This window comes from Actinotignum urematis (assembly GCF_051264595.1).
Classification (GTDB): domain Bacteria; phylum Actinomycetota; class Actinomycetes; order Actinomycetales; family Actinomycetaceae; genus Actinotignum; species Actinotignum timonense_A.
Window position 1 is genome coordinate 54,385 of sequence record NZ_JBOZBG010000008.1, and the last position, 22,386, is coordinate 76,770.

General features: G+C 63.2%; 19 protein-coding genes. 6 read left to right on the top strand and 13 right to left on the bottom strand.

Translation table 11 applies throughout. The features are described 5' to 3' along the window. Positions 1 to 60: 60 nt before the first annotated feature. The 5 genes from proB to ACRQDJ_RS05265 all read right to left on the bottom strand — a co-directional run bounded on the left by proB (position 61) and on the right by ACRQDJ_RS05265 (position 6,188). On the bottom strand, positions 61 to 1,176 hold the full coding sequence (gene proB / locus ACRQDJ_RS05245) for a glutamate 5-kinase (RefSeq protein WP_284889070.1): 1,116 nt from the start codon (positions 1,174 to 1,176) through the stop codon (positions 61 to 63). Between the two features lie 45 nt (positions 1,177 to 1,221). Continuing rightward, on the bottom strand, positions 1,222 to 2,757 hold the full coding sequence (obgE, locus tag ACRQDJ_RS05250; protein ID WP_087070876.1) for a GTPase ObgE: 1,536 nt from the start codon (positions 2,755 to 2,757) through the stop codon (positions 1,222 to 1,224). A 195-nt stretch (positions 2,758 to 2,952) separates the two neighbouring features. Further along, positions 2,953 to 3,207 (bottom strand): 50S ribosomal protein L27, encoded by a 255-nt coding sequence (rpmA, locus tag ACRQDJ_RS05255; protein WP_026429451.1) that lies wholly within the window; start codon positions 3,205 to 3,207, stop codon positions 2,953 to 2,955. A gap of 48 nt (positions 3,208 to 3,255) precedes the next feature. Further along, the gene (rplU, locus tag ACRQDJ_RS05260; RefSeq protein WP_016442902.1) at positions 3,256 to 3,561 is read right to left on the bottom strand and encodes a 50S ribosomal protein L21; all 306 of its coding nucleotides are present in this window, start codon (positions 3,559 to 3,561) and stop codon (positions 3,256 to 3,258) included. 191 nt (positions 3,562 to 3,752) lie between these two features. Next, positions 3,753 to 6,188, bottom strand: a complete 2,436-nt coding sequence (locus tag ACRQDJ_RS05265; RefSeq protein WP_435717864.1) for an Rne/Rng family ribonuclease — start codon at positions 6,186 to 6,188, stop codon at positions 3,753 to 3,755. Positions 6,189 to 6,684: 496 nt separating this feature from the next. Here ACRQDJ_RS05265 and ACRQDJ_RS05270 point away from each other — a divergent pair, with 496 nt between their 5' ends. From ACRQDJ_RS05270 to ACRQDJ_RS05290, 5 genes are all read left to right on the top strand, one after another. Then, the gene (locus tag ACRQDJ_RS05270) at positions 6,685 to 8,190 is read left to right on the top strand and encodes a cytochrome ubiquinol oxidase subunit I (protein WP_284903404.1); all 1,506 of its coding nucleotides are present in this window, start codon (positions 6,685 to 6,687) and stop codon (positions 8,188 to 8,190) included. A gap of 9 nt (positions 8,191 to 8,199) precedes the next feature. Then, positions 8,200 to 9,327 (top strand): cytochrome d ubiquinol oxidase subunit II, encoded by a 1,128-nt coding sequence (gene cydB, locus ACRQDJ_RS05275; RefSeq protein ID WP_087070878.1) that lies wholly within the window; start codon positions 8,200 to 8,202, stop codon positions 9,325 to 9,327. Between the two features lie 173 nt (positions 9,328 to 9,500). Beyond that, complete coding sequence (gene cydD / locus ACRQDJ_RS05280; RefSeq protein WP_284903405.1) at positions 9,501 to 11,210, top strand: thiol reductant ABC exporter subunit CydD; 1,710 nt, start codon at positions 9,501 to 9,503, stop codon at positions 11,208 to 11,210. After that, on the top strand, positions 11,207 to 12,967 hold the full coding sequence (cydC, locus tag ACRQDJ_RS05285) for a thiol reductant ABC exporter subunit CydC (protein WP_284903407.1): 1,761 nt from the start codon (positions 11,207 to 11,209) through the stop codon (positions 12,965 to 12,967). The genes cydD and cydC overlap by 4 nt, the downstream gene beginning before the upstream one ends. Before the next feature lie 2 nt (positions 12,968 to 12,969). Further along, a complete protein-coding gene (locus ACRQDJ_RS05290) occupies positions 12,970 to 14,658 on the top strand; it encodes a GAF domain-containing sensor histidine kinase (RefSeq protein WP_284903409.1) in 1,689 nt (562 codons plus the stop codon). Positions 14,659 to 14,761: 103 nt separating this feature from the next. Here ACRQDJ_RS05290 and ACRQDJ_RS05295 read toward each other — a convergent pair whose 3' ends face one another. The 8 genes from ACRQDJ_RS05295 to ACRQDJ_RS05330 all read right to left on the bottom strand — a co-directional run bounded on the left by ACRQDJ_RS05295 (position 14,762) and on the right by ACRQDJ_RS05330 (position 21,654). After that, positions 14,762 to 15,379, bottom strand: a complete 618-nt coding sequence (locus ACRQDJ_RS05295) for a response regulator (protein WP_039899046.1) — start codon at positions 15,377 to 15,379, stop codon at positions 14,762 to 14,764. 74 nt (positions 15,380 to 15,453) lie between these two features. Next, positions 15,454 to 16,335 (bottom strand): bifunctional DNA-formamidopyrimidine glycosylase/DNA-(apurinic or apyrimidinic site) lyase, encoded by an 882-nt coding sequence (gene mutM / locus ACRQDJ_RS05300; protein ID WP_284903410.1) that lies wholly within the window; start codon positions 16,333 to 16,335, stop codon positions 15,454 to 15,456. Between the two features lie 9 nt (positions 16,336 to 16,344). After that, the gene (gene rnc, locus ACRQDJ_RS05305) at positions 16,345 to 17,124 is read right to left on the bottom strand and encodes a ribonuclease III (RefSeq protein WP_284903411.1); all 780 of its coding nucleotides are present in this window, start codon (positions 17,122 to 17,124) and stop codon (positions 16,345 to 16,347) included. An 11-nt stretch (positions 17,125 to 17,135) separates the two neighbouring features. Beyond that, positions 17,136 to 17,696 (bottom strand): YceD family protein, encoded by a 561-nt coding sequence (locus ACRQDJ_RS05310; protein WP_284903412.1) that lies wholly within the window; start codon positions 17,694 to 17,696, stop codon positions 17,136 to 17,138. After that, positions 17,696 to 18,289, bottom strand: a complete 594-nt coding sequence (locus ACRQDJ_RS05315; protein ID WP_026429460.1) for a F0F1 ATP synthase subunit B family protein — start codon at positions 18,287 to 18,289, stop codon at positions 17,696 to 17,698. The genes ACRQDJ_RS05310 and ACRQDJ_RS05315 overlap by 1 nt, the downstream gene beginning before the upstream one ends. Next, complete coding sequence (coaD, locus tag ACRQDJ_RS05320; RefSeq protein ID WP_016442914.1) at positions 18,286 to 18,759, bottom strand: pantetheine-phosphate adenylyltransferase; 474 nt, start codon at positions 18,757 to 18,759, stop codon at positions 18,286 to 18,288. The genes ACRQDJ_RS05315 and coaD overlap by 4 nt, the downstream gene beginning before the upstream one ends. Positions 18,760 to 18,807: 48 nt before the next feature. Next, positions 18,808 to 19,437, bottom strand: a complete 630-nt coding sequence (gene rsmD / locus ACRQDJ_RS05325) for a 16S rRNA (guanine(966)-N(2))-methyltransferase RsmD (RefSeq protein WP_284903413.1) — start codon at positions 19,435 to 19,437, stop codon at positions 18,808 to 18,810. 3 nt (positions 19,438 to 19,440) lie between these two features. Beyond that, positions 19,441 to 21,654, bottom strand: a complete 2,214-nt coding sequence (locus ACRQDJ_RS05330; protein ID WP_284903415.1) for an ATP-dependent DNA helicase RecG — start codon at positions 21,652 to 21,654, stop codon at positions 19,441 to 19,443. A 312-nt stretch (positions 21,655 to 21,966) separates the two neighbouring features. Here ACRQDJ_RS05330 and rpmB point away from each other — a divergent pair, with 312 nt between their 5' ends. Then, positions 21,967 to 22,158, top strand: coding sequence for a 50S ribosomal protein L28 (gene rpmB / locus ACRQDJ_RS05335; RefSeq protein ID WP_016442917.1), 192 nt, complete (start codon positions 21,967 to 21,969; stop codon positions 22,156 to 22,158). The last annotated feature ends 228 nt before the right edge of the window (positions 22,159 to 22,386 follow it).

Below are 22,386 nucleotides of genomic sequence, written 5' to 3' on the forward strand. Positions count from 1 at the left end.
AAGGCGAAACACAGAATTGCCCGCGCGTTGCGCGCGCCACCGGCTCAGTATTGAAGCACGCTACGAACCGAGCAGCACGATATCGTTTGCGTGCACCACCGGCTTCTTACCGCGTGCCCGGGTGCTACCGACCAGCTCAATGAGTTCCTCGACGCTGTAGGCGCTCAGGCCTCGGGCGATAACCTCGCCGTGCCCATCGCATAATTCCACGATGTCCCCGGCGGCGAAGCGGCCCGAGATCCCGATGACTCCCACCGGGAGGAGGGATGCGTGGTTGCCGGTGATAGCGGCAACGGCGCCGTCGTCCAAAGTGACCCGGCCGCGGGCTCGCGCCGCAAATTCCATCCAGCGCCCGCGCGCGGAAACGTGTCTGGTGCTCGGCACGAACCAGGTTCCCACGTTGTCGCCGGCCACGGCGCGCTGCACATTATCGACATGGGTGAGAATCACGCCGACCCCGCCCGAGGTGGCTAACTCGGCAGCCGCTACTTTGGTGCGCATTCCCCCGGTTCCCACCGCGGAGCCGCGTCCGGTAATCCGCAGTCCTGCTAAGTCATCTTCGCTGGTCACCTCGGTAATGCGGGTGGCTCCCGGTTCGCTGGGTGGTTTGGTGTAGAGGCCATCCACATCCGTGAGCAATATCAGGGTGCCAGCTCCTACCAGGTGGGCGGTGAGCGCGGCTAGCCGGTCATTGTCACCGAAGCGCAATTCGTCGGTGGCCACGGCGTCGTTCTCATTAACAATCGGAACTACCCGTAAACGCAAGAGCGTGCGCATGGCCGTGAGCGCATTGGCGTAGTGGCGCCGGTTGGTGACATCGGAGGCGGTGAGGAGCACCTGCCCCACGCTGATGTCATGCGCTTCGAAACGTTCTTCGTAGGCGGCCATGAGGCGGGACTGGCCCACCATCGCCGCAGCCTGCTTTTCCCGCAGGGAACGCGGGCGGCCGAGCTTGAGCGGGCCGATGCCGGCCGCCACCGCGCCGGAGGACACCAGCACCACATCCACTCCGCGGGCGTGCACCTCCGCGATGGTATTAACAAGAAGATCGAGGGTTTCCTGGTGCAGGGCACCGTCCGGCCCGGTCAAGGAGGAGGAACCAACTTTGATGACTATTCGACGGGAGTTCTCAAGGCAGTCACGCCGGGTCAGCGGGGCGGATGAGGTACCGGACACGAGTCACTCTTTCTTATCTGATGCTTCGGGACACCGCAGGATAGTTTAGTCCCCTTCCGGGGTGCCTGCCTGCGGGTCCGTCCATATGCCGGCCTCCCGCTCGGAACGCAATTCCTGCCGGGCCTCCTCTTTGGCGTCCATACGCTCGTAAAAATCGGCGCGCTTTTCGCGGCGGGTGGGGCGCGAGCGTTCGGCTTCCACCCGGATATCCCGCCCGCGCGGCCCGTAAATTTCGGCGACGGCGGCAACGGTCGGTTCCCAATCGAAAACGAAGCCGGTCTGCGGCGGACCAATCACCACCATATCGCCCGGCACCGCACCCAGGCGCGCCAGTTCATCTTCAATGCCCAGGCGGTGCAGGCGCTCGCCGAGGTACCCGACCGCTTCATCATTGGCGAAGTCCGTTTGCCCCACCCAGCGTTCGGGCTGGCGCCCGCGCACATTCCAAAACTCTTGCATGCCGTCGCGCCGCTTGACGATGGTGAAACGGTCATCGCGTTCGCGAGTGAGATGGAGCACCGGGCGCACCGTTTCGGTAACCTCACGATTGGCCTTTTCTTCGCGCACCACCCGCGCCAGGTAGAAGGAAAGCTCGCGCAGACCTTCGTGGCTAGCGGTGGAGATAGCGAAAACATCCAGGCCGCGTTCGCGCAGCTCCGGGGTCACAAATTCGGCGAGTTCCCGCGCGTCCGGAACATCGATTTTATTGAGAATAACCACCCGCGGGCGCTCGGTGAGGGGAAGCTGGCCTTCCGTGGGCGGAATATTCGCCGCGTACCGGGCCAGTTCGTGTTCCAGGGTATCCAGATCGGTGAGCGGATCACGCCCCGGTTCCAGGGTGGCGCAATCAATAACGTGAGCAATCACCGCGCAACGCTCGATATGGCGCAAAAACTCCAGGCCGAGCCCGCGCCCTTCCGAGGCGCCGGGAATGAGGCCGGGTACATCGGCAATGGTGTAGCGTTCCTCCCCGGCGGTCACCACGCCAAGGTTGGGCACAAGGGTGGTGAAAGGATAGTCGGCGATTTTCGGGCGGGCTGCGGACATGGCCGCGATAAGGGAGGATTTTCCGGCGGAAGGGAAACCCACCAGCGCCACATCGGCCACCGATTTCAATTCGAGAACAACATCGAGTTCCTCACCGGCTTCCCCGAGCAGGGCGAAGCCGGGCGCTTTGCGCCGCGGGGAGGCCAGGGCGGCATTCCCCAGGCCGCCCACTCCGCCGCGTGCCACTTCGAAGGAATCCCCGGGGTTCACCAGGTCCGCGAGCACATCACCTTCGCTGTTTTTCACCACGGTTCCGGCGGGAACTTTGAGGATCAGGTCCGCGCCGTTCTTGCCGCGTTGGTTATCACCGGCGCCGGGCTGGCCGTTTTCCGCGCTGCGGTGCGGGGTGTGGTGGTAGTCCATAAGGGTGGATTCTTGGGAATCGACCTCAAAGATGATGGAGCCCCCGTGGCCGCCGTTGGCGCCGTCGGGCCCTCCGAGAGGCTTGTACTTCTCCCGGCGCACCGAAACGCACCCGTTTCCGCCGTTGCCGGCGCGCAGGTGCAAGGTCACTTTATCGACGAACGAGGCCACGTGTGCCCTCCCCTTTTCCTGTAGTGATAACGCGGTGCGGGTGCGAAAAGCTGAACGCCCGTACCGCCGCAAACAGCAAGGCGCCGTAGCAAACAGCTGAACGCCCGCGCCCCGCCCGCGTTAACGAATGACGGGGTGGAGGTTGAATCCCCCACCCCTCATCATAGGTGCGTGCGGCGCTAGGGCCGCTGCGCCTTAAGCCTGGGCCACAACGTCAACGACCTTGCGGTCGCGACGGGTAGCGAACTGGACCGTCCCGGCTGCGGTAGCGAACAGGGTGTCATCCTTGCCGCGCCCGACGTTATTGCCCGGATGGAACTTCGTGCCGCGCTGGCGAACCAGAATTTCACCGGCGGATACAACCTGACCGCCGTACCGCTTCACCCCGAGGCGCTGGGCATTGGAGTCGCGCCCGTTGCGCGAGGAAGAGGCGCCCTTCTTATGTGCCATCTGTCTACCTTCTTACTATCTCAAAACTAGCTGCTGACGCGGCAGATCCTACTGGATGCCGGTGACCTTGAGGCGGGTCAGGGGCTGACGATGCCCCTGGCGCTTCCGGTAACCCGTCTTGTTCTTGAACTTGATGATGGAGATCTTCGGTCCCTTTTCATCGCGCACAATTTCCGCGGTAACCTTCGCCGAAATGCCATCGGCAGCCGTGGTGATCTTATCCCCGTCAACGAGCATGATGGGTTCGAGTTCGACGGTATCGCCGACTTCACCTTCCATCCTGTCAACAACCACGACGGTTCCGACAGAAACCTTTTCCTGACGGCCCCCGGCCTTGACGATCGCGTACACCACGTTTGCTCCTGTTGATTACGGCTACTTTTCGCGCTGGACAGCGCACTTAAACGACTGAGTGCCTAAGCACCGACCATCTACTTTACTGCGTTGACCCGCTTTCTTACAAGTGAGACTGCGCATGAGACCGGCCGTGTCGCTATGGGATGCGCCACGTACCTGAGGTTCGCGGCGCATTCCACCACCCCGGTTTACCCTTGGGAACTCGCCGGGAAGCTCAGGACCCCCGCCCCGGTTCCGGTGGAGATAGGGCCGGAGGAAACCACGGCGCGCCGCTTGGTACCCCCACGCGTACCGTTAGCCGCTTCACTCGATCCGGTGTGGATAGAGGACGACGGCGACACCGTCTTTGCGTGGGCACTAGTCGAAGCGGCCGCGTGCGCGGGGCTCACCACGCCGGAGGAGATAACCATGCCGGTTTTACGCGCGGTGCCCGTGCTTGCGGTGCCGGTTCCGTTAGTTGCGGTACCAGATGTAGTACGTGCGCCGCCCGTGACAGCCGCATCCTTAGCGGTAGCGCTCGAGGTATCCGCGGTGGCTGCCGCGCTGCGCGAGGTACGACGACGCCGCGTAGCCGGCTGCTTCTCGGACTTGTCCTGTTTATCTGGCTTCTCCGAGTTTTCAGATTTCTCCGACTTTTCCGGCTTCTCCCGCTTCGCGGATTTCCGTGATTCGGCGGGTTTGTCGGTTTTCTCCTGGTTGTCCGCCTTCTCCTGGCTATCTTTCTGCTGCGCATCAGCATGCCCGGCAGCGGCGATGGAATTCATCATCTGCACGGCCGCCTCGCGCTGCGGCGCGGTGGCTTCCCGCCGCGCCTTGCGCTTGCGGGGTGCGTGAGGTTCTTCGTTTTCCTCCACCGGGTGATCATGAATAATATAGCCGCGCCCTTCGCAGGCCTCACAAACGGTCGAGAAGGCCTCCACGAGGCCCTGCCCCACGCGCTTGCGGGTCATCTGCACCAAGCCCAGGGAGGTCACTTCCGCCACCTGGTGGCGGGTGCGATCCCGCCCGAGGCACTCGATGAGCCGGCGCAGCACCAGATCACGGTTGGATTCCAGGACCATATCAATAAAGTCAATGACCACAATCCCGCCGATATCGCGCAGCCGCAATTGCCGCACGATTTCCTCGGCCGCTTCCAGATTATTGCGGGTGACAGTTTCTTCCAGCGAGCCGCCCGATCCGGTGAATTTCCCGGTGTTCACATCCACAACCGTCATGGCTTCGGTGCGGTCAATAACCAGGGTTCCACCCGAGGGCAGCCACACCTTGCGATCAAAAGCCTTAGCCAGCTGCTCTTCCACCCGGTAAGCCTCGAAAATATCGCGAGAATCATCCCAGCGGCTCACCCGATCCATGAGTTCGGGAGACAGCTCTTCCACATAGGTGGAGATCGTTTCCCAGGCATCCTCACCCCGCACACGCAAGGAATCAAAATCTTCGTTGAAGATATCGCGTACAACCCGCACGGCCAGTTCCGGTTCGCTCTTGAGCACCTGCGGGGCGGTTTTCGCCGCCTTGGCCTTGCGCTGAATTTCCTTCCAGCTCTTCGTCAGGCGATCCACGTCATTCTGGAGCTGTTCCGCGCTCGCCCCTTCGGCGGCGGTACGCACAATAACGCCGTGATCTTCCGGCACAATTTCTTTAAGGAGCTTCTTGAGCCGCGAGCGTTCCGAATCGGGAAGCTTACGCGAAATACCGGTCATATCCCCACCGGGAACAAGAACAAGATGCCGCCCGGCCAGGGTAACCTGGCTGGTCAGGCGCGCGCCCTTATGACCAATAGGATCCTTGGTGACCTGCACCAGCACGGTATCCCCGGATTTCAGGGCCTGCTCAATGCGGCGATTCTTCCCGGTAACCCCGGCGGCTTTCCAATCAACTTCCCCGGCGTACAGGACCGCATTGCGCCCCTTACCGATATCCACGAAAGCGGCTTCCATTGAGGGCAGCACATTTTGCACCCGCCCCAGGTACACATTGCCGACCATGGAAATTTGGGTATGCCGCGCCACGTAATGCTCGACGAGCACATCATCTTCGAGCACCGCGATCTGGTTGAGCCCATCACGTTCACGCACGATCATGTCACGCTTGACCGATTCGCGCCGCGCCAGGTATTCCACTTCCGTAATGGAACCGCGCCGGCGCGCTGAACCCTCGCGGTTTTCGCGGCGCCGGGCCCGCTTGGCGGCCAGGCGAGTGGAGCCCCGGGGCGCTGCCACTTCATCATCCGAAGAAAGGCTACGACGACGCCTGCGGGTGGGCGCTTCCGAAGCACCTTCCGTTTCTTCGTGCTCGCCTTCTTCAGAGGCGGCGTCGTCGTGCTCCGCACTTCGAGGCGTGCGGGCGGATGAATCATGCTCGCCACGTTCGCGCCGGCGGGTGCGCCGGGAGGAAGAATTATCGCCGGAATCGGAATCTGCACCGCTGGAGGAATCGTCATCAACGAGGTAGGTGACCCGGATGGCGTTGGCGGCGTCGGGTTCCTGGAAGAGTGGAATATCCGTATTAATACGGAAGCGCGGGATGTCCACCGCTTCTTCTTCGGGTACCGGAATAAAAAACGGACTCGCCGCAGCCGCACTCACGGTGCCGTACTCCGACGCGGTGGCTTCTTTCGCCATTCATCTACACTTCCCGACGGGCGCGCACCCCGTATCCCGTGCGGGCCTGTCACCATTGCGGCCAATGCCGCGCAAGCATATCCACGTTCGAGGGCATATCCGGCACTCACAATCTGCCGGCCAGGTTCTTCACTACCTCAAACCACCGGGGCGATACGGTAGCGCCCGGTACACTGATACCGATTCTACATGAGGAGACCTCGACCGGCGCTGGGAGATTCCCGAGATCTCCGCAAAGGCGGCGCCTCAGCGGAACGCGCAATCGCCACCACATGAGGCCGGCCGGGACTTTCGTCCTTATTTTTTGACAGGTGTCGCTAACCTGTGTGCCAGATGGCACATGAGCACCGCGCCGGACAAAAGTCCCTCGTGTTCGATACCTCTTATTGCCACTGCGGTGAGTAGGATCGAGGGTGAAAAATTGATCGCGCTGCTACGGGACCACCGCAGCGCTCCACGCGCGATCACACGTGTTACACATCGGAAAGGTGAAAAGGTGGATCCGATCACCCTTGCGCGATGGCAGTTCGGTATTACAACCGTCTACCACTGGCTTCAGGTGCCCCTGACCATTGGCCTGTCTGTCATCGTTGCGTATATGCAAACTAAGGCCCGCAAAACGGGCGATCCGAAGTGGCAGCGGATTACCGATTTCTTCGGCAAGATCCTGCTCATCAACTTCGCGCTCGGCGTTGCCACCGGTATCGTGCAGGAATTCCAGTTCGGTTTGAACTGGTCGGAGTACTCGCGTTTCGTCGGTGACATCTTCGGCGCCCCGCTCGCTTTCGAGGCTCTCCTGGCGTTCTTCCTGGAGTCCACGTTCCTCGGATTGTGGATCTTCGGCAAGGGCCGCCTCTCCCCCAAGATGCACAACCTGACCATCTGGCTTTTCTCCATGGGTACCGTGATCTCCGCGGCCTGGATTTTGGCCGCGAACTCCTTCATGCAGGATCCGCACGGCGCGGTCTTCAACCCGGAAACCGGGCGCGCTGAGCTGGACGGCATGGCGGGCTTCCTCGGGCTGTTCGCCAATACCACCTGGGTACTCACCTTCCTCCACACCATGGGCGCCGCCTTCACACTGGCCGGCGTTGTGGTGGCCGGCTTCGCCTTCTGGTGGATGGCCCGCTCTATTCGCCTCTCCGGCAATGAAGTTGAGGCACGCGAATACTGGAAGCCCACCGCCAAGCTCGGCCTCAAGGTCACCCTGGTTGCCGCGATTATCGCCGCGCTCTCCGGCCACTACATGGGCCAGCACCTCGGCGTGATCCAGCCACCCAAGGCCGCGGCCATGATGGGCGTGTGCCAGGGTGAAGAAAACGCCAAGCTGTCCCTCGTGATGTGGGGCAATAGCTGCGAGGACGCCACCTCCATTTACGTGCCGATTCCCGGTCTGGAATCCTTCATGATGACCAACCACTGGTCCGGCCCCGAATCGCGGCTGGAATCCATTAGCGAAGCTAATGAGCGGGTGCGGGATCGCATCCACCAGATGGAAAACGTCAATGCGGAACTCGTGGAGAAATTCGATACCGCGTTCGAAAATCAGCAGGTCACCCCGAATGTTCTGGCCTCCTACTACTCCTTCCGCGTGATGGTCGGAGTTGGATTGCTGGACATCCTCATCGCGGCCCTCGGGTTGTGGGTGCTGCGCGGTGATCGGATCATGCGTTCGGAAAGCTGGGGTAAGTTCTGGCTGTGGATGATTCCGCTGCAATTCGTGGCGAACTCCGCGGGCTGGATCCTGACCGAAATTGGCCGCCAGCCGTGGATCGTGTACCCGACTCAAATCGACGGCGTGCTTCTTATGACGGATCTGGGTGTTTCCCATTCCGTCAACGGTGGCAGCGTGGCCTTCTCGCTAACGATCTTCACGGTGCTCTACTCGGCACTGGGCGTGGTGTGGGTGTGGCTCCTGGGCCGCTACCTGCGCGAGGGTATCAATACCCACAAGAAGGTCGTCGAATACGATGCGAAATCTACCCCGAATTTCGTTTACTAGGAGGACCTCATGGAACAAACATTTTTGATGACACTGTGGTTCATCCTCGTAGCGGTCCTGTGGATTGGTTTCCTCGCTCTGGAGGGCTTCGGCTACGGCGTGGGGATGTTCCTCAAGACCTTTGCGCGTAATGAACGTGAACGCCGCGCGATGATCAACTCGATTGGCCCCCACTGGGATGGCAACGAAGTGTGGCTGCTCACCGCCGGTGGCGCTACTTTCGCGGCGTTCCCGGAATGGTACGCCACCATGTTCTCGGGCATGTACATCGCCCTTGTCCTCGTGCTCGTCTGCCTCATTATCCGGATCTGCGCCCTGGAATGGCGCAAGATGATCCGCACCGAGCGCTGGCGTAACACCTGGGACACCCTGCATTGCATCGTCTCGTGGATCGTCTCGATCCTCTTCGGGGTGGCTTTCGCTAACCTCGTGGCCGGGATGAAAATCGAAGTGGGCAACTACTCCTCCGGTGAGTTCGTGGCCGTGGCACCCGATGCGGTGACCTGGGAAGCCCTCGCGGATAACCACCACTACCTGACCGGCGGGTTCTTCTCGCTGCTCACTCCCTTCACCATCCTGGGCGGGCTCGTGACCCTCTCGCTCTTCTTCAGCCACGGCGCGCTGTGGCTCTCGATTAAGACGGCTGGTGAACTCCAGTTGCGCTCCATTAACCTGGCGAAGCGCACCACCGTGATCTCCACGGCCATCACCGCGGTCTGGGCGCTGTGGGCCTACTTTGTGTACAGCTCGCAGGTGCTGGCGATTATCCCGCTGGCTATCTGCGCGCTGCTCCTCATTGCCACTGTGGTAGCCACCTGGGCCAACCGCGAAATTCTGGCCTTCGGGCTGCACTTCGCGGCGATTGCCGGGGCGGTATCCACCATCTTCGCGATGATGGTTCCCTACGTCATGAAGTCGTCGATCAACGAGGCCTACTCCCTCACGATCGCGCAGGCTTCGGCCACCGCGCCAACGCAAACCATCATGACCATTGCGGCACTCATCTTCGTTCCGATCGTCCTCGGTTACACGGTGTGGGCATACTCCGTGTTCCGCAAGCGCATTGACGCTGGCCAAATCCCCGAGGAACCCGTGGGATTGGAACCGAAGAAGATCCGCGAGTTCGAGGTTCGCTAAGTAGCACGTGAGATCGGGAGGCCGCGCGCACGCACCGTGCGCGCGGCCTCCCCTCATAAACCCGCACCTTCAAAAACTCGCTCTTAAACCGCCGTAGCGGCCTCGCGAATTCGCGTGGCCGCCGGGTAAGCAATACCGGGCGGGCTACGATAAAGCAGAGTGCAAGGAGAAGAATGAAGCCCGTTGATGCTCGACTCATGAAATTTGCGCCCACGGCGCGCCGCTACGTCGCCTTACTCGGCGGCGTTGGTTTTCTCGAAACAGCGCTCGTGCTCGCGCAATGCTTCTTTATTGCCGCTTCGGTCGCCCCGGTGGCAGACGGCGATCTCACCTTCCGTGATATTGGCTGGCCCGTGTTCGGGGTCGCTGCGGCTTTCACCGCGCGCAGCCTTCTCATCTATATCCGCGAATCCTACGGCCACCGCGCCGCGCTGCGCACCATCGCCAATCTGCGCGCCCGGGTACTACGCCGCGCCGGTGATCTGGGCGACCGCTGGCTCGCCGCGGGAAACACCTCCACCACCGTCACCCTGGTGACCTCCGGGCTGGACGACTTGGAACCCTATTTCGTCAAATTCCTCCCCCAGCTCATCCTCACCTGCACGGTCACCCCCTTCGCGCTCGTCGTTATTCTTTTCCTCGATTGGGTGAGCGCTATCGCCATCGTGGCCTGCATCCCTCTCATCCCGATTTTCATGATCCTCATCGGGCGCATGACCCAGGCATTCTCCAATGAGCGCCTCGCCTCCATGCAGCGCCTCGGCCAGCAGCTCCTTGACCTCCTGGGCGGCCTTTCCACCCTCAAGGCGCTCGGGCGTGAAGAAGGCCCGGCCCGGCGCGTCAAGCACCTCGGGGATGATTACGCGAAGAAAACGCTCCAGACTCTCTATATAGCTTTCCTTTCCGGCGCCGTTCTGGAATTCCTCGCCACCCTCTCCACCGCCCTCGTTGCGGTGGAGGTAGGCCTGCGCATGGTGGCCGGAAACGTCTCCCTTTTCACCGGCCTGACGATTATTATGCTCACGCCGGAAGTCTTTAAACCGCTGCGGGAAGTGGGCACCCAATTCCACGCCTCCTCCAACGGGGTGGCCGCTTCCGCCCAGGTCTTTGACCTACTCGAACAGCCCCTGCCCGTGGAAGACGGCACGCTCGACTGCCCCGATCTGGCCACCTCCCCCATCACCATCTCCGACCTTTCGGTGCTCGCCCCGGGCCGCGATACCATCGCTCCCTCGCACCTGAATGCCCAGATCCTTCCCGGGCACGTCACGGCTTTGCGCGGGGCTTCCGGTTCCGGAAAAACGACGACGGCGAATGTGCTCCTCCGCTTCATTACCCCCGATAGCGGAACCGTTCATATCGGCACCACCCCGCTCGCAGACATCCGCCGAGAAAGCCTGTGGGCGCAGGTTTCTTGGGTATCGCAACGTCCGGTGATCGTACCGGGAACCGTGGCGGAAAATATCGGGGTAACGCCGGGCCCGGCCCTGGAGCGCGCCGCCGCCCTCGCCGGCTTTGATGAGGTCATCGCCGAGCTTCCCGAAGGCTGGAATACCTTCATTGGGCAGGGCGGGGTGGGTCTTTCCGTGGGCCAGCGCCAACGCCTCGCCCTCACCCGCGCCCTGGTATCCGAGCGCCCGCTGGTGCTCCTCGATGAACCTTCCGCCCACCTGGATGCCCGTAGCGAAAAGCGCGTCGTCGAATCTGTTGCGCATCTACGCGCGCAGGGCCGCACCGTTATTGTGATCGCGCACCGCACCGCGCTTCTCGATCTTGCCGACGCGGTTATTGATGTTGTATCGACGACGGCGCAACCGGCCACCGTACCAACGAAAAACGCCACCGCATCCACTAACTCCCAGACAACCGAGGTGACCAAGTGAGTACTTTCCCTCAAGACGAACGCCGCGCTCTCATCCGTGCCCTGCGTTTGCTGCGCGTGGATAAGGGCGGATTCTGGGGCTCCGTTGCGGCGGGTGCCGCCGGGCTGAGCAGTTCAGTGGCCCTGGCTGCCGTTTCTGCCTGGCTTATTACCCGCGCGTCCCAAATGCCTCCGGTTCTTGCCCTCGGGGTGGCCACCACCTCGGTGCGTTTCTTCGGGGTGTCCAAGGCGTTGCTGCGCTATGTTAATCGGATTTTCTCGCACCGGGTCACCCTCTACGGGATGTCCAATCTGCGTACTGCCGTGTACGCGACGCTGGCCGATTCCCCCACCGACGTCGTCACTTCGGTGCGGCGCGGTGACCTGCTCGCCCGTACCGGCCGGGATGTCGATTCCGTTGGCGACGTCGTCGTCAAAGCGGTGCAACCGGGCGCGGTTGCCGGGATAGTCTGCCTGGTCTCCTGCCTGATCGTGGGGATTCTGTGCCCGCCCATCGGTCTGCTGCTGGCCGGCTGCCTCCTGATTTCCGGTATTCTCGCGCCCTACCTGGCCATGCGCGGCGGGCGTATCGCCGAAGAAGCGCAGGTGCGTGACGAAACCGAGATCTCCGCTACCGCGCTGACCATGCTGGATTCCGCCGCGGAGCTGCGGGTAGCCGGGCGGGTGGGCGCCATGGAGGACGTGCAGGAAGCCACCGAACAGCGGATCTTCCGCCACCGCGATGCCGCGGCCCGCCCCCAGGCCCTCGCTATCGCCCTCGATACCCTCGCCATGGGGATTGCCGTGGTGAGTGCGATTCTTATCGGGAGCCGCGCCCTGGATGCCGGCACCCTCTCCGCCACCGCGCTGGCGGTCTGCGTGCTCACCCCGCTCGCCGCTTTCGAAGCCACCCAGGGCCTCGGGGAAGCAGCTATCCAGCTGGTGCGTTCCGCCAAAGCCGCCCAGCGGATCCTCGAGCTCCTCGACCGCGCCCAGCGCAGTGAGGAACCGGAAGCCCCGGCCCCGGTTGCGGAACGTGGCCTGCATGCCACCGACCTTATTATCGGCTGGCCAGGCGGCCCGGATGTGGCCGGGCCTTTCGAGCTGCACGTGGAACGCGGTTCCTCCATCGCCATCGTGGGGCATTCCGGAATCGGGAAATCGACCCTGCTCTACACCCTGGCGGGAATGCTGCGCCCGCACGCCGGCTCGGTGCGCCTGGACGGGCATGAAGTTTCCACCCTGGATCGGCGCACTGTATCCCACACCCTCACCCTCACGGCGGAAGACGCCCACGTTTTCGAAACAACCGTGCTGGAAAACCTGCGGGTGGCCCGCCCTTCGGTTACGGAAAGAGAAGCGGTGGAGCTGCTGGTGCGGGCGGGCCTGGGCACCTGGCTCACCCAGCTTCCGCGCGGGGTACACACCCTGCTGGGAGAGGACGCCGCCACGATTTCCGGTGGAGAACGACGGCGCCTGCTCCTTGCCCGCGCACTGGCCTCCGACGCGGAGTTCTTGCTCCTGGATGAGCCCGGTGAGCACCTTGACCCGGAAACCGCCGATGAGCTTATCCGCGATTTGCTCCGGGCCGGTAAGAATAGCTCCGACCCGCGTACTATTATCTTGGTGACGCACCGGCTCACGCCCCTCGATGCGGCCGACGAGGTTATTGTGATAACCCGTGATGAGGGCGGTATCGCCCACGTGAGCGCGCGCGGCACCCACGAGGAGCTCACCGAAAGGCTCGCCTCATACGCATGGGCGGCGAAACAGGAATAAGGATGCTGGATACCACAACGGTTATTTTCAATGCGCTGGCCTTGACCGCGCGCCTGGATCGCACCCAGGTGCTCGAAAATCTGGCCGGCGCCGGATTGAAACTAACCGGGGCATCCAGCGCCGCCGTTCTCATATTCAATTCGGCGGAAAAGGTGACGAGCATTGTCACCCTGGGCCAGCCGCTGCCCGCGGCTGCCAGCCTCACCCCCACCAGCCTGGATCGGGACCTGACCAGCTTGGGCGATGAGGATACCGTGATGTGGGATCGCGCCGAGGCGGTGAGCGCCGTCCACGATGAGAGCGGCATCATCCCGGAACCCGCCGCTGGCAGCACTCCGCTCAGCGCCGCCGGCCACCAGGACGGCATCTACGGCCCGGGTATCACGAATTTCCTCACCTCCCGCCTCATGACCGGGAACCGGGTGCTCGCCCGGGTGATCTTCTTTAACAAGCCCGGGGCTTTTAGCGAATCAGATATTAACCTCATTGCGCTCTTGGCGCGCGCGGCCACCATCGCCGTCGAAAATGCGCGCCTGTACGAGGAATCGAACTCCCGTGCGCAGTGGCTTTCTGCCTCACGGCGCATCACTATCGCGCTGCTGCAAGGAAGCGACGAAGAAGAAGCCCTCCAGCTCATCGCCACGGAAATGCGGCGGGTAGCGGATGCCGATCTGGCCCTCATTATTCTGCCTTCGGTAGCCGATACCTGGGCCTGCGAATTCGTGGCGGGGGAAGCCGGGCAGGACCTGGTGGGAACCACCTTCGGGCGGGATTCCCGGGCGCGGGCCGTAGCCCAAAGCGGGCTCGGGCGCATTATCGATACGAGCACCGCGGCTCCCTCCCCCGATAATCCCCTCGACCGTTTCGGCCCGCTTCTCTACGCGCCGATGGCCGGCGGGGATACCGCACGCGGCGTTATTATCCTGGCCCGGCTGCGCGGGCGCGCCGAATTCGACATGGTTGATTTGACGATGGCGGAAAGCGTGGCCAACCAAGCCGCCCTCGCCCTGGAACTGGCCGATGCCCGCTATGTGCAAGCCCAATCGGCCCAGCTGGAAGAACGCTCCCGCATTTCGCGCGATCTGCACGATTTCGCGATCCAGCAGTTGTTTGCTTCCGGGATGCGCCTATCCGCGCTGCGTGACGATTTGGCAACCGAGGATGCGGTGGCCGATAACGTGCTCGATTCCCTCGATAACGCCATCGAGTCGATTGACGAATCCGTGGCGCAGATCCGCCAGATTATTTACTCGCTGCGCGGCCCGGATACGTCCGTCCCAGTAGTTTCACGCCTGCGCCGCGAGGTCAGCTCCGTCACGGCGCAGCTCGGTTTCACCCCGAGCCTGCGGATTACCGTGCGCGGCGAAGATATTGATAGCGGCACGCACACCGAAATCGATGATGCTATCGGTTCGGATATTAGCGACGACGTTATCGCGGTGGTGCGCGAATGCCTCTCCAATGCGGTGCGCCACGCCCACGCCCATTCCATCACCGTGACCGTCACCGTCACCGACCGTGATATTAGCGTGGAAGTTGCCGATGACGGCGTGGGCATTGGCGAATTGAGCCGGCGTTCGGGGCTGTCTAATCTGGCCGCCCGGGCCCGGCGCCACCACGGCACTTTCTCCATCGCTCCGGGAAGCGAACGCGGTACCGTGGTGCGCTGGCGGGCCCTTATTGACGGATAAATGCCCGTTTAGATGATAGCGACAGGCGCAAGCACCTAAGCGGGCACTATGGCTGCCGGCTCAACCGGGTGACTGCACAGCCGCTCCGCCACAACAAGCGTTCTTACTGGTTACGCCAACCGGTGGCACGCTGGCCGGCAACCCACGCGGCCACCTGGGTGCGCCGCTGCAGTCCCATCTTGGACAGCAGCGAGGTGATGTGGTTCTTCACTGTCTTTTCTGCCACCCCGAGCTGCTCGCCGATTTCCCGGTTGGATAGCCCATCCCCGATTAGCTCAAGAACATTGCGTTCCGAGGGGGTGAGATCCGCGGTGGGGTCGTCATGATCGGCGCGCCGGCGCGAGACCGTGCGCTCATCGAGCAGAACGCGCCCTTCGGCCACGGCCTTGATATTGTCCGAGATTTCCGCCCCGCGCACCGACTTCAAGAGGTACGCTTTCGCGCCGGCGTTGAGGGATTCGGAGAGGGCGTCGTCGTCATCAAAAGAGGTGAGGACGATGCACTTGGTATCCGGGCTGACCTCCTGGAATTGATTAATAATGTCAATTCCGGTGCCGTCCGGGAGGCGCAGATCCACCAGCGCCACATCGGGGAGTACCAGGCCGCCGCGCCGCACCGCTTCTTCTACGCATCCGGCTTCAGCGACCACCTCGAGGCCCTCCGAACGGTCAACCACCTCAATGATTCCCCGCCGTACCACTTCATGATCATCAATAATCATGACGCGAATATTTTGTGCCACGCGCCGGCCCTCCTTTGTGCATCACCATCATCGGTCAATAATCCGCCCTTATTCTACCCAATCGGAGCGACTTGACATACCGGGCACAGCGTGGTGGAACGGCCCCCGAGGGTAATTTTCTGCAAGGGGGCACCGCAGCGCGCGCAGGGCTGCCCGGCCCGCCCGTAGGCCTGCAAAGACCGCTCAAAATAGCCGCTCTCCCCATTGACATGCACATATAGCTGATCAAACGACGTTCCGCCGGCAGCCAGCGCGGCCTCGAGTACCTCCCGCCCGGCATTGAGCAGTGCCTGCGCCGCAGCCGCGGGGAGCGCCGTCGCCTCCGGGTGGATGCGCGCCCGGTAGAGCATTTCATCGGCGTAAATATTGCCGATCCCGGAAACAATCTCCTGGTCGAGGAGCACCCGTTTAAGCGCGCGCCGCGTGGTGCCGAGAATGTCGAGTAGCGCGCTTTCGTCCAAATAAGGGTCGAGCAGGTCGCGGGCAATATGCGCCACGGGCGCGGGTACGACGGCGCGCTTGGATCCCGCCCCGCCCGGCTGGCCATCAGCGGTGGCCTGGAAAGTGACCGGCGCCAGGTAGCCGAAAGTGCGCTGGTCCACGAAGTCAAGGAGCAGACCGTTATCGAGCTCGAAGCGGGCCCGCAGGTGGCGGCGCTGCCCGGCAGTGCTTTCTTCCTCGCCCGGCTCATCCACCCGGAACTGCCCGGACATACCCAGGTGGGCAAGGAGCGCCAGGTCCTCTCCCATATCGCACCACAGGAATTTTCCGCGCCGCACCACCGCTCGCACAGTGCGACCCACCACCGGGGCCAGGCCCTGCGGGGCACGGCGGATCACGCGGGTTCCGAAAGCACGGGCACCAAGAATGCGCCGGCCGACCAGGTGCTCGGCCAGCCCGCGCCGAATGGATTCAACTTCGGGAAGTTCGGGCACGCCTACCTACTAGGATTCCGCGCCGGCAGTGCCGTCGGTGGCGGATGCACCCGTGCCGGGAGCTGCGTCGTCGTTCTTATCCTCAGCCACCGGCTGTACTTCGCCTTTCTCGATCAGATCGGCGAGAATCCGGTAGGAGGCTTCCGCGGCGGCGTGGCGCGCGTTCTTTTGCGAGGTGCCTTCGCCGCTGCCCCATGCGCGCCCGGCCATCGACGCAACGGCCGTGAAAACGCGGGCGTGGTCCGGGCCGGTGGAGCTGAGTTCGAACTCCATGGTGCCGTCCCAACCCAGGCCGTGCGCGAGCTCTTCGAAACTCGTTTGCCAATCGAGGTTCGGGCCCAGCACGGAGGCGTCTTTGATCTTGGAATCGAGGAGTCGATCCACGATTTCGCGGGTGGGTTCCATCCCGTGTTCCAGGTAGGTGGCGGCGATCAGCGCTTCCACGGTATCGGAAAGGATGGAGTCCTTATTGCGCCCGCCGGAGCGGTCTTCCCCGCGGCCCAGGCGCAGGGAATCGCCCAGGTTGATACGCCGCGCCACATCGGCGAGTGCCTTTTCGGACACCGCGTAGGTTTTCATCTGGGACATATCACCTTCGGAAGCGTCCGGGTATTCCCGAAAAACTTTCTCCGCGATAATGAGACCCAAAATGGAGTCACCCAGGAATTCCAGGCGTTCGTTATGGGGTTCGTCGTGTTCGAAAGCGAAGCTGCGATGCGTGAGGGCGCGGCGCAGCAGCGGCCGGGGCAGGTCAATTCCCCACTGTTCCACTAATTCGCGATAGGCCATACGTACTCCGCTTACTCCTGTGCTCGCAGCTGGGCTTCCAGCGCGTCCAGGGCATCCGAGCGCCGCGGCGGGGCCTCATGGTGGTGCCCTTCGGGCAGGTCTTCCAGGCGTTCCCCGCAGCCGGCGCACAGGCCCTGGCAGGTGGGCGAACACAGCGGCTGGAAGGGCAGGTTGAGCACGATGGCATCGCGCAGTACCGGTTCCAGGTCCACGTGGTCATCCTCAATAACCGGGTGTTCTTCGGCGTCCTCATCCCCTTCGGCGATGAGTTCGGCGCGCCGCTGCGGGTAGTAGGCCAGGTCGGATACGTCCTGGGTGCGTTCTTCGTGAATATCACGCAGGCAGCGCGAGCACTGGCCCGCAACCGTGAAATGCACCTGCCCGCCGATGTACACGCCTTCGGAAACCGAGGTGAGGCTGAGGTCTACATCCAGCTCGGATCCGGTGGGGACGGTCATGAGCTCGATACCCAGATCCGCGGGGGCGGCAAAAGTTTCCCGCACCGGCATGAGGGAGCCGTCGCTACGCGGTAAATCGTGCAGCGACACAACAAAAGGACTGCGAAGGTCCACTATTCCTCCTCGGAATGATCAAAAACAGCGTCGGTGGTTTCTTGGCGGCTGGCGAGAACTTCCCGGCCCGCGTAAATCTGGGCGAGGGCCGCATCCATTTTTTCGTGCGCGGCCCGCACGGCTTCTTCCAGCGCGGCGGCCACCCCGTTTACCTGGCCTTCCAAGGTGGCGAGGGTGGAATCGGAGTAGTGGTTGGCGCCGTCGCGCAGCCGTTCGGCCTTCTGCTTGGCCTCATCCTCAATCCGGGCGGCGGTGGAGCGCGCCGCGATGGTGATGGCGTCATTGGAGACGAGCCGGCTAGCCTGGGCGCGCGCTTCGGCCACAATATTTTCCGCATCCTGGCGGGCCGAGGCAATAATACTGGCGGCTTCCTGGCGGCCGGATGCGCGCACCGAATCGATATCGGCCAGCACGTCATCGGCACGAAGCACCTGGTCGGGCACCGCATCGCGGGCGAGCTGGAGCAGGTCACGCACCTCGGATTGGTTGATCATCACCGAGGCGGACATGGGGATGGACCGGGCGTTATCCACCAGGGCGAGGAGCTCATCGAGGATCTCCACCACCGATTCCCCGCGCGTATCCTGAGTCATTGCATCTCCTCTTCCAAAGCCCGCGCCACCCGCGCGGGAACGAAACTCCGCACGTCACCTTTGTGCCGTGCCACATCTTTGACCAGCGAGGAGGCAATATGGCCTTTCGCCGGGTCCCCCACCAGGAACACCGTTTCGATGCCCGATATTTCCCGGTTCATGAGCGCCATGGGGTATTCCGCATCCAGATCCACCGCGGAACGCAGCCCCTTGACGATGGCGTCCGCCCGGATATCGCGGCAAAAATCCACCAGCAGCCCGCCGAAATCCTCCACCCGCACATTGGCCATGTGGCGCACTTCTTCGCGAATGAACTCCACGCGTTGCCGCGGCGAAAAAAGCGGATTTTTCGAAGAGTTATGCGCGACCAGAATAACAACCTCGTCAAAGAGGGAAGCGGCGCGGGCAAAAACGTCGAGATGTCCGAAAGTGACGGGATCGAAGGATCCGGGGCAGACTGCAAGCGTCATAGTTATAGCCTAATCTTTCCTGAGGCGCTCGGCCTAGTCGACGCGCGATTATTGCGCGCTCTCGGCCGACGCGGGGCGCTCGCTCGCCGCCGCGGTTGCGCCGGGCGTTGCCGTTTCTCCGCCTTCCGTGCCCGCGCTGCGCTGCGCCGTCCACAGCGTCGCGGTCCCGTAACGGCGCGAATCATCGAGTTCCCACCCCTCCGGCCAGCTCGGTTCCGGTGAGGAGCTATCGCGTTCCACTACGACGACGGCGTCCGCGGCTACATGCGGGGCCAGGCCTTCGAGCACTTTCGTGATCTGTGCTTCTGTATAACGGTAGGGCGGATCCACGAAAACGGCATCGAAACGATAATTCGGTTCCTGGGAAAGATACTTTTCCGCTTTCATCCGTACCACGGTCACATCGAGGTGGGCGCGGGCAGCATTGTCACGAATAATGCTGACGGCCGGCCCTTCCGATTCAACCAGCACGACGGCGCGTGCCCCGCGGCTTTTCGCTTCCAAACCCAAGGCACCCGAGCCAGCAAAAAGATCCAGGACTTCCCCATCCGCAATAAAGCCGCGATGGTCGAGCCGGGAAAATACCGCTTCGCGGGCTTTTTCCGAGGTGGGGCGGGTTCCCGAACTCGGCACCCGCAAAATATGCCCCTTGGCGGTTCCGGCAACAATACGTGTCATTGCTTATCCCCTTTCCAGGTAGGTGGCTCGCTCGGTATCCAATGCGTCCGCGGCCCGCTCCAGCTCCGCCGGCAGCGCGCCGCGTTCCACGAGGTCCGTGGCGGCGGCGCGCGCGGTAGCGATAATATCAGCGTCGCGCACCGCGGAGAGGAAACGCAGGTGGGAGGTGGTTCCCGCCTGCCGGGTCCCCAGCACATCACCTTCGGAGCGCAGCTCCACATCTTTTTCAGCCAGCGCGAAACCGTCCGTGGTGGCGGCGAAAGCCGCGAGGCGTTCGGCCGCCAGGCTTCCTTCCGGGGCGCCGCTCACCGCCAGGCACAGCCCGGCTTTGCTCCCGCGCCCGATGCGCCCGCGCAGCTGGTGCAGCTGGGACAGCCCGAAACGTTCGGCGTTCATAATGATCATCATGGTGGCCTGCGGCACATCCACCCCCACTTCGATAACGGTGGTGGAAACGAGCACCGGGACCCGCCCGGCCGCGAAATCCGCCATGGCGGCGTCTTTTTCCGCGGCGCTCAGCCGCCCGTGCATCTCCCCCACCGCGATTCCCTCGAATTGGGGCAGGGCGCGCAGGCGTTCGGCCAGTTCAGTGACGGTGGCCAACGTACTTTCGCTGCCCGGGTCCTCCGCGGGGGTGGCTGCGTCGTCGTTCTCACTAATACGGGGAGCGAGCACGTACACGCGCCCGCCGCCCGCAATTTCTTCCCGGGCGCGCCACCACATGCGCGCGATCCAGTTCGCGCGGTTTTCCGGAACGACGACGGTGCTCACCCCGGCGCGCCCGCCGGGCAGTTCACGCAAGGTGGAGACGGCCATATCTCCGAAAACGGTCATGGCGACGGTGCGCGGGATGGGGGTGGCGGTCATGACGAGGGTGTGGACGCCGCGCGCGAGGATATCGCGTTGGTCCACCCCGAAGCGGTGCTGTTCGTCCACGACCGCCAGGCCGAGGAAGGGAATCTGGACGGTCTCGGAAAGCAGCGCGTGGGTGCCGATAATAATGCCGGCTTCTCCCGAGGCGATACGGGCCAGGGTGGCGCGGCGCTCGCTGGCGGTGAGCGATCCGGTGAGGAGTTCCACCCGGGTGGAGCATTCGGCGGCCCCCAGCATCCCGCCCGCGGCCAGGTCCCCGAGCAGTTCGCGCACGCTGCGGGCGTGTTGGGCGGCCAGCACTTCGGTGGGCGCCAGGAGGGCGGCCTGGCCTCCGCCATCGACCACCTGGAGCATGGCGCGCAGGGCCACCACGGTTTTCCCGCTTCCCACATCGCCTTGGAGCAGGCGCTGCATCGGGGTGGTGGCGGCAAGGTCCGAGGCGATTTCCTCCCCCACCGCGCGCTGCCCGGCGGTGAGCTCGAATGGCAAGCGGGCGTCGAAAGCATCCAGAAATCCACCGCTTTGCGGCGGGTAGGCGGTGGTGGGATGCGCGGCGCGGGCGGCGCGGCGCCGGGCGAGGACGGTGTGAAGCATCAGGGCTTCTTCGTGGCGGAAGGGTAGCTGGGCGAGCGCGGCGGTGATGGGTTCCTCGGGGCGATGGGCCCGGCGCAGCGCCTCGAGCCGGGTGGGCAGGCCATGAGCGCGCCGGTAGCCGGCGGGAAGCAGATCGGGAACATCCGCGCTGGTCAGCCCGGTGAGAACGGTGCTGACCGCCCGCTCGATTTTCCAGGAGGGTAGCGCGGCGCTGGCATGGTAGATGGGGATGGGGCGGCGCAGGCGCTCCACGTCCACGCTGCCCTCGTCTTCTACCAGGTCGTAATCCGGGTGGGTGAGTTGCAGGGTGCCACGGTAGGAACTCACCGTGCCCGAAAATGTGGCGACCGTGCCGGGTTGCAGGCGCCGTTCGTGGTAGGCCAAAACTCGCTGCGACTTCGCGAAAAAGGTGAGGCTGAGTTCGCGGGCGCCGTCGGTCATAAGAACGGAGAGGATGAAGCCGCGCCGCGCGCGCATGGGCCGCAATTCCGCGCCCACCACCCGGCCGATCACGGTGACGTCCTCGCCTTCGCGCACCTGCTCGATGGGGAGGAGTTCGCCGCGGCGCGCGTAACGGAAGGGCAGGTGATAGAGCAGTTCACCCACGGTGTGCAGGCCGAGCCGCGCGAACGAGGTGGCGCTGCGTTTGCCCAGGGCGCGCTCAAGGGGCACGCTGAGCGCGGTCCACCCGTCCGATACCACGGCCGGGGTGCCGCCTCGCGTCTGTGCCGCCGCCTGCGCGCTGTCCATACTCTTCAGATTAACACCCGCGTTATATTTTCCCTAACGGCACGTTGCCCGCACGGCACGCGGTGGCGCAGCACGTGGTGGTGCGGATCGGAACTCTTATGGTGCGGGCCGGCACCGTGGGGACCATGCATTGTTTGTTACGACGACGCCGCCATTCCCGCCACACGTGCCCTACGCCACGGAGGGAACCTTTGGCAAGTGCTCTCCCGACCGCTATACTAGTGGAGTTGTAATTTTCCTATGCGCTCAGGTGTATCTACCGAACAGCGGCAGGTGCGCGAGCGGATCCATGATCAACCGAAGGAGAACACCGTGGCTTCTGTTTGTGACGTCTGCGGCAAGCACCCGGGCTTCGGGAAGAGCGTCTCGCACTCGCACGTGCGTACTAGCCGCCGCTGGAACCCGAATATTCAGCGTGTTCGCGCGCTTGTGAAGGGCGCCCCCAAGCGCCTCAACGTGTGCACCTCGTGCCTCAAGGCCGGCAAGGTGCAGCGCGCCGCCTAAGTACTGTGGCTTCGCTGAGCTCTGGCTCGCTCTTGTGAGTTAGCTGGGCTCAGCATAGGAAGTGGTCGGAAACATGGATATTGTTTCCGACCACTTCCTTTTTCTTTGGAGAACCGGTACCCCGTAAACCTCTGAGGGGAACATGAATCGGGGGTTAATAGACAAAAAGTGGGTCTAATGACGGCGTGTCGTTAGCTCCCGATCCGGCCTTTACGGATGTTCAGACCG

What these genes read in the sequence shown, in the direction of transcription:
- rpmA (WP_026429451.1), bottom strand. Translation starts at nt 3,207, where the DNA reads ATGGCACATAAGAAGGGCGCCTCTTCCTCGCGCAACGGGCGCGACTCC.
- ACRQDJ_RS05265 (WP_435717864.1), bottom strand. Translation starts at nt 6,188, where the DNA reads ATGGCGAAAGAAGCCACCGCGTCGGAGTACGGCACCGTGAGTGCGGCT.
- cydB (WP_087070878.1), top strand. Translation starts at nt 8,200, where the DNA reads ATGGAACAAACATTTTTGATGACACTGTGGTTCATCCTCGTAGCGGTC.
- cydD (WP_284903405.1), top strand. Translation starts at nt 9,501, where the DNA reads ATGAAGCCCGTTGATGCTCGACTCATGAAATTTGCGCCCACGGCGCGC.
- ACRQDJ_RS05290 (WP_284903409.1), top strand. Translation starts at nt 12,970, where the DNA reads ATGCTGGATACCACAACGGTTATTTTCAATGCGCTGGCCTTGACCGCG.
- ACRQDJ_RS05295 (WP_039899046.1), bottom strand. Translation starts at nt 15,379, where the DNA reads ATGATTATTGATGATCATGAAGTGGTACGGCGGGGAATCATTGAGGTG.
- rnc (WP_284903411.1), bottom strand. Translation starts at nt 17,124, where the DNA reads ATGGCCTATCGCGAATTAGTGGAACAGTGGGGAATTGACCTGCCCCGG.
- ACRQDJ_RS05315 (WP_026429460.1), bottom strand. Translation starts at nt 18,289, where the DNA reads ATGACTCAGGATACGCGCGGGGAATCGGTGGTGGAGATCCTCGATGAG.
- coaD (WP_016442914.1), bottom strand. Translation starts at nt 18,759, where the DNA reads ATGACGCTTGCAGTCTGCCCCGGATCCTTCGATCCCGTCACTTTCGGA.
- rsmD (WP_284903413.1), bottom strand. Translation starts at nt 19,437, where the DNA reads ATGACACGTATTGTTGCCGGAACCGCCAAGGGGCATATTTTGCGGGTG.
- ACRQDJ_RS05330 (WP_284903415.1), bottom strand. Translation starts at nt 21,654, where the DNA reads ATGGACAGCGCGCAGGCGGCGGCACAGACGCGAGGCGGCACCCCGGCC.